Here is a 3,606-nt window from a genome sequence, read left to right as displayed (position 1 = left end):
GCTAACCGGCGCGAGCCCGTCGCGCTACGGCCTGGCGCCCCGTTCGCGACGCGGCAGTTTGGGTCCTAACTGCAGGGGGGCGCCGGGGTCCTGGCGGGCCGGGCCCGGCTCGGCCGTGAACGACGGGCGCTCCACGTCCAGGCCCAGCGTGAAGTTCCGCAGCGTGGTCTCGGCCCGGTCCGGCGCGTCGGTCAGGGCCGCCGCCTTCGCCAGGTCGCCGGCCGCCCAGTGGCTCAGGAAGGCCCGCGCGGTACGGAGCGCCTGCGGGTCCGCGCTGCGCGGCGCCGACCCGCCCTCGTCCGTGCCCCACTCGGCCACCGCCCAGGTGCCGCCGCCGACCACCAGCGCGCCGGCGACCAGCACCGTCAGCCCCGTACGCCGTCTCCTGCTGCCCGCCCGATAGTTGCCCACCCCACGGCCCTCCCTCGTGCTCTGCCTCGTGCCCCGCCTCACCCGGCCGGTCGCCGGTGGCCCTCCCGGGGCCGTCGGCGGCGCCGCGTACGCCAGGTCGGCGCCGCTGTCGGGCGGCGCGCCGTCCCCGGCAGCAGAACAGAGTCCGGGCCCCTCAGTCCAAGACCCTTATCGCCAAGAAACCCATAGGCATTTGACTATCATTGCTGGTCATGGACCTGCTGCGGCATCTGCGCTACTTCCGCACCGTGGCCGACGAGCAGCACTTCGGCCGGGCTGCGGAGCGGCTGCGGCTGGCCCAGCCCTCGCTGTCGCAGCGGATTCAGCGGCTGGAGCGGGAGCTTGGGGTGCGGCTCTTCGACCGCGGCAGCCGTGGGGTCTCGCTCACCCCGGCCGGGCGGCTGGTGCGCGCGGAGGCGGACGCGCTGTTGGCCGCGGCCGACCGGCTCGACTCCGTCATCGCCCAGGTCCGCGCCGGTACGGCCGGCACGCTGCGCGCCGCCGTACCGCCCGACCTCGGCGGGGCCGCCGTCGCAGCCCTCCTCACCGGCTACCGCCACCGCTCCCCGGGCGGCAGCCTCGACCTGCGCGAACTCACCACCGTGCAGCAGGCCCGCGAACTGGTCGCCGGCACGCTGGAGGGCGGCGTGGTGCGCCACCCGTGCCCGGCCGAAGGGCTGGACTTCGGGCCGCTGCTGCACCAGCCGCTCGGCGTGTTGCTGCGCGCGGACGACCCGCTGGCCGCGCCGCCGGCGGTGCCGCTGGCCGAACTCACCGGCCGTGACCTGGTGCTCTTCCCGCGCGCCGCGGCGCCCGCACTCTTCGACGAGACGCTGCCCCGGGCCGCGCGGCACGGCTGCACCCCGGCCGCCGTGCACGAGGCGCGCGGCGGCGACTTCGCACAGGCGCTGGTGCTGTCCGGCGCGGCCGTCGCACTGCTGCCGAACGCCGCCGGCGAACCCGGCACGGTCTGGCGCCCGCTCGCCGGCACGCCGCTGACCTGGCGCACGTCCGCGGCTTGGGCGCGAGGCCGGGGCGGTCCTGCGGTACGGAGGTTTGCCGAGGCGGCGTACGAGGCGTTGCGTACGGGGGCCGGGATGGTGCCTGACCAGCCGGTGGGGGCCGGGGGCTCCGGCGTCGAGTCGGCTTACGGTGCTTTTGCTGGGGTGGCTGCCGGGTCGGCTGGGGTGCTTACGGGATCGGCTGGGGTGCTTACGGGATCGGCTGGGGTGGTTACGGGGTCGGCCGGAGTGGCTTTCGGGGTGGTCGAGCCGGCTTCCGCACCAGCTTCCGGTTCGGCCTCCGGGTTGGCTTCCGAAGCGGCCTCCGAGCGACCTTCCGGTTCAGCTTCCGGTTCAGCTTCCGAGCCGTCTTCCCGTTCAGCTTCCGGTTCGGCCCCTGAAGCGCCTCCCGAACCAGCCCCCGTACCGACTCCCGCTCCGGTCTCCGGATCGGCTTCCGGGGCGACTCCCGTACCGGCCCCCGTACCGACGCCAGGCCCGGCGCCCGAGGCGGACCCTGCGGACGCCGCCGAGCCAGTGGCCGTCGAGCAGCCCGCTGCCGAGCAGCCGACCACTGAGCCGCCCACCACTGAGCCGCCCGCCACCGAGTCGCCCGCCGTCGGGCCAGCCCCTGGCCTCTACCCCCGTCCTGCATCGGAGTTCCCGCTGTGACCGACCACGCCGCGGGGCGCCCGCGTACCGGCGCCGTACCGCCCGCCGAGCACGAGCGCGGCACGCGGGAATCCGCAGCTCCCCGCCGCGCGGCTACGGGCCCCGACGGCGCCGTACCGCCTGCCGAGCCGCCCGTCGTACCGCCCGCCGAGCCGGCGCCCGCAGCCGCGGCCCCCACCGAAGGCCAAGCCGCGACCACCGCAGCCACCACGGCCGCAGCCACCGCCACCCCGGCCGAAGCCACCGCCACCGCGGCCACCCACCCCCGCCGCGCAAGCCGCGGGGCGGCTCGGACCGTGGCGCGGATCAAGGACGCCTTCGCCGATGCCGGGGTCACCGGGCTGCTGCACGCCCGTGACATCGACAGCGGGGCGGAGCTCGGGACCGGCGCCGACACCCTGATGAGCACCGCGAGCGTGCACAAGGTGTGCCTGGTCAGCACGGTGTTCCGGGAGGCGGCGCAGGGGCGGCTTGAGCTGACCCGGCAGGTGGAGGTGGCGCCCGAGCGGCGTACCAAGGGGCCCACCGGGCTGGCCGTCATGCTCGATCCGGCCCGCCTCTCGCTGCGCGACCTCGCCGCGCAGACCGTGGCCGTCAGCGACAACACGGCGGCCGACGTGCTCTGGGACGAGGTCGGTCTGGAGACCGTGAACCGCACCATGGCCGAGCTCGGGCTGACCAGGACCAGGGCCGTGCACGCGATGCGTGACCTGGTCGCGTCGATGGTGGCCGACGCGGGGCCCGCCGGGCCCGCCGCCCTGGTCGAGCCGGCGACCGTGGCCAGGCTGCGGGTGCTCGACCCGGCCCACACCAACCACAGCACCGCCCGTGAACTGACCGCGCTGCTCGCCGCCGTCTGGCGGGACGAGGTGTGCGGCGGCGAGCACGGCGAACTGCTGCGCCGGGTGCTCGGCCTCCAGACCTGGAGCCACCGCCTCGCCTCCGGCTTCCCCTTTGACGACGTGCAGGTCAGCGGCAAGACCGGCACCCTGCCCACGCTCCGGCACGAGGTGGGCGTCGTCGGCTACCCGGACGGCGGCCGGTACGCAGTCGCCGTGCTCACCCGCTCCGCCAGCACCGCGATCACGCTGCCCGCCGCCGATGCGGTGATCGGCACGGCCGCCCGGATCGCGGTCGACGCCCTCCGCGCGGGCGGCAGGTAGCCCAGGTCTCAGATGGTGCCCCGCCCGAAGGCGCCGCGCGGGACCCTCCGCGGGTGTCCCCGCGCGGGCCTCCACGGAAGACCTCCGCAAGCCGCTCCGTAAGTGCCTCCGAAAACGCTTCCGCTTGCCGTTCTGACCGGCTTCCACCTGGCTTCCGCTTGCCCTCCCACGGGCCCGCCCGGTCACCCCGCGGACCCCATGCGTACGGCCCAGATGCCGAAGGGCAGGCCGAAGGACACGCCGACGAAGTGCCGACGAAGCGCTGACGAACACGCCGAAGGGCGCGCCCCCCGCTGGGGGGGGGGGCGGGGGGGGGGGGGGGGGGCGGGGGAGCGCCCGGGGGGTGGGGGCGCCGCCCC

General features: G+C 76.2%; 3 protein-coding genes. 2 read left to right on the top strand and 1 reads right to left on the bottom strand.

Features of this window, described 5'->3' with window-relative positions; translation table 11 throughout:
- Positions 1-24 precede the first annotated feature (24 nt).
- On the bottom strand, positions 25-411 hold the full coding sequence (locus AAHZ94_RS30700; RefSeq protein ID WP_349996996.1) for a hypothetical protein: 387 nt from the start codon (positions 409-411) through the stop codon (positions 25-27).
- Positions 412-623: 212 nt separating this feature from the next.
- On the opposite strand from AAHZ94_RS30700, the gene AAHZ94_RS30695 reads away from it, so the two are divergent.
- Positions 624-2,084, top strand: a complete 1,461-nt coding sequence (locus AAHZ94_RS30695; RefSeq protein WP_349996995.1) for a LysR family transcriptional regulator — start codon at positions 624-626, stop codon at positions 2,082-2,084.
- A gap of 296 nt (positions 2,085-2,380) precedes the next feature.
- The gene (locus AAHZ94_RS30690; protein ID WP_349996997.1) at positions 2,381-3,247 is read left to right on the top strand and encodes a serine hydrolase; all 867 of its coding nucleotides are present in this window, start codon (positions 2,381-2,383) and stop codon (positions 3,245-3,247) included.
- Positions 3,248-3,606: the final 359 nt, after the last annotated feature.

This window comes from Streptomyces sp. HSW2009, assembly GCF_040240285.1.
Lineage (GTDB): Bacteria > Actinomycetota > Actinomycetes > Streptomycetales > Streptomycetaceae > Streptomyces.
Note: the sequence above shows the minus strand (reverse complement) of the source record. Positions and strands in the feature narration are given on the sequence as shown.